This is a genomic window from Mycobacterium sp. E735 (assembly GCF_001666955.1).
Taxonomy (GTDB): domain Bacteria; phylum Actinomycetota; class Actinomycetes; order Mycobacteriales; family Mycobacteriaceae; genus Mycobacterium.
In genome coordinates this window covers 1-2487 of sequence record NZ_LZIX01000057.1, presented here as the reverse complement: position 1 = coordinate 2487, position 2487 = coordinate 1, and the positions used below count along the sequence as shown (strand labels likewise).

The window sequence follows — 2487 nt, the reverse complement described above, 5'->3', positions numbered from 1 at the left end:
TCGATCGACGCGGGGCGATCCTGGACCAGACGCTGGACGTCTGCCAGCGGTTGTGGCGGGAGAACGAGGTGAGCTACGAATCGGTCGATTTGAGTTTCGAGCGGATACACCAGATGCCCAAACCGGTTCAGCCAGGCGGGGTGCCGGTGTGGGTGAGCGGGACGGTGAACCGAGCGGTCGCTCGCCGGCTCGCTCGCTTCGGACAGGGCTGGATCCCGTGGGGCCCGGACGCGCGGGATGTCGCCGGCGGAATACGTCGAATGCGCGCCGCGGTCGAGCGCGCCGGGGGTGACCCGGACGGGTTCGGTGTTGCCGGGACGCTGCGCGTGCAGACGAGCCCCGATGGCGGGCTCGACCTCTCCGCGGTCGCCGCGGGGGCGGCCTCGCTGTCGAACGCAGGCGTGACCGACCTGCGGATGACGCACTGGCCCTTGCCCGGTGCGAACCGGGACCGCGACATTCCGGCCCTTGTCCAAGCGGTCCGTGACGCTGTAGGCGGCTAGGGCGCGCGGATCGACTCGAGTTGCGCGGCGAGCAGCATCCGGTCGAAGTAGCACCGTTCCAAAACCAGATCGGGCCCGCGGAAGCCGAAGAGGTTGACGCTCAACATGTCGAGTGGGGTGCCGGGTGCGGTCGTCCGGGTCTCCACGACCAGACCATTGTCCCCGTGGTAGATCGCCTCCGCGGCATATCGCAGCATCGGGAGATCCGCCCACTGCTGCGACAGCATCGCGCGGACCGCCTGGTCACCGTCGAAAACGGTTCCGGTAGGGATGATCTCGTAGCGCGGATGGGTGAAGGTGGCCATCGCCGCCTCCAGGTCCCGCGCATTCTCGGCGGCGACGTGCCGGAGCACCACCTCTTCGCGGGCGCGCCGCAGCGCGGTAACGGGACTCACTTTGGTTCGAAGACAGCGAGATTGCGGCCGTCCTCGAGCGGCACCCACGCCAGCCTGACGCGGTCACCGACCGCGGGAGGGGGACCGAACACGTTCGACATCATGCGGACCCCTTCGTCCAGATCGACGAGCACCACCGAGTACGGCACCTTGTCGGCGAGGGCGGGAAGCGCGGCGCGGTGGTGCACGCTGACCGCGTACACGACCCCGTCACCGCTCAACTTCTCCCACACCAGCGATGACCCGCCGCAGTGCGGGCAGACGAACCGCGGGTACCAGACGAGCCGCGCGCACGATTCGCATCGTTGGACCGTCAGCTCGCGACGCCGGGTCGCGTCCCAGAAGGGCGCGGACACCGGGCTGGGCTGCGGGACCGGCAGCGTATCGGTCACAGCGTGGCCTCCGTTCCCAGAATCACCGTCGAGGTGGCCGAGAGCACCCCGCCGGTGCCATGTGCGACAGCCGTTTTCGCGTCCGGGACCTGGCGTTCGCCGCACTCACCGCGCAACTGCCGCGCGGCCTCGACGAGCAGGAAGGCCCCGAACGCCCCGGGGTGGGTGTACGCGAGGCCGCCGCCGGACGTCTGAGCGGGCAACGTGCCGCCGGGCCCCAACGCGCCGTCCGCGACAAACGGACCGCCCTCGCCCTTGCCGCAGAAGCCCAAGTCTTCGAGCGCCAGCAACACCGTGATCGTGAACGAGTCGTACAGCTCGACTACGTCGATGTCGGCCGCGCGAAGGCCCGCGGCGCGGAAGGCGGCCGGCCCGGACAGCGCCCCCGGGGTGACGGTCAGGTCGGGCATCTGGGAGATCATGGCGTGCGAGGCCGCCGTCGCCGCCCCGAGGACGAATGCGGGCGGCTTGGACAGGTCTCGCGCGCGCTCGGCGCTGGTGACCACCACCGCGGCGGCACCGTCGGTGACCAGGCAGCACTCCAGCTTGTGCAGCGGCTCGGCGAGGAAGCCCGAGTCCAGGACGTCCTGCACGCTGATCGCCTCGCGCAGGTGAGCTCGCTCGTTCAGCGCGGCCCAGCGCCTCGTGTCGACCGCGATCTGGGCCAGCTGTTCGGGCGTCGTCCCGTACACGGCCATGTGCCGGTTGGCCGCCAGGGCGTAGGCGCTGATCGGGAGCATCACCCCGAACGGTGTCTCCCATTCCAGCCGCTCGGGGGTGGCGAAAACTCCGAGACCCTTTTCGCCACGCTTGCGCGCGGCGCGCGGCGTCGACGCGTAGACGATCACCACCGTCTCCGCCTCGCCGGCCGCGATCGCCGCGGCGGCGTGCTCGACATACAACCCGTAGCTGGCGCCGCCGGTCTGCGTCGCGTCGGTGAAGCGTGGCGCTATCCCCAGGTACTCGGCCAGCTCCACCGAGTGCATGAGCGTTCCGCCGGTGCAGGTGCACAGCCCGTCGACGTCGCGCAGCGACAGGCCCGCGTCGGCCAGGGCGGCGGTGATCACGCGCGCCTCGAGCTCACGCAGTGGAACATCGATCACCCCGCTCGCCGAAACCTCGTCTGCCACACCGGCAATGGCGGCCACACCACGTGTCGTCAACTTGCTGTCCCTTCGAAGAGTTCGCGCAGCGCGG

At 70.2% G+C, this 2487-nt stretch carries 4 protein-coding genes; 1 reads left to right on the top strand and 3 read right to left on the bottom strand.

The annotated features are described in order from the left end of the window. The coding region (locus tag A5704_RS04415) for an LLM class flavin-dependent oxidoreductase (RefSeq protein WP_156736915.1) at window positions 1-503 on the top strand (503 nt) is incomplete at its 5' end. On the opposite strand, the gene A5704_RS04410 is transcribed toward A5704_RS04415, so the two are convergent. From A5704_RS04410 to A5704_RS04400, 3 genes are read right to left on the bottom strand one after another with little or no spacing between them, the layout of a single operon-like run. Further along, the gene (locus A5704_RS04410) at window positions 500-898 is read right to left on the bottom strand and encodes a nuclear transport factor 2 family protein (protein ID WP_231968780.1); all 399 of its coding nucleotides are present in this window, start codon (window positions 896-898) and stop codon (window positions 500-502) included. The genes A5704_RS04415 and A5704_RS04410 overlap by 4 nt on opposite strands. Next, window positions 895-1290, bottom strand: a complete 396-nt coding sequence (locus A5704_RS04405) for a Zn-ribbon domain-containing OB-fold protein (RefSeq protein WP_067887549.1) — start codon at window positions 1288-1290, stop codon at window positions 895-897. The genes A5704_RS04410 and A5704_RS04405 overlap by 4 nt, the downstream gene beginning before the upstream one ends. Further along, window positions 1287-2453: an acetyl-CoA acetyltransferase gene (locus A5704_RS04400; RefSeq protein ID WP_067887546.1), complete on the bottom strand. Its 1167-nt coding sequence runs from the start codon at window positions 2451-2453 to the stop codon at window positions 1287-1289. The genes A5704_RS04405 and A5704_RS04400 overlap by 4 nt, the downstream gene beginning before the upstream one ends. Window positions 2454-2487 lie beyond the last annotated feature (34 nt).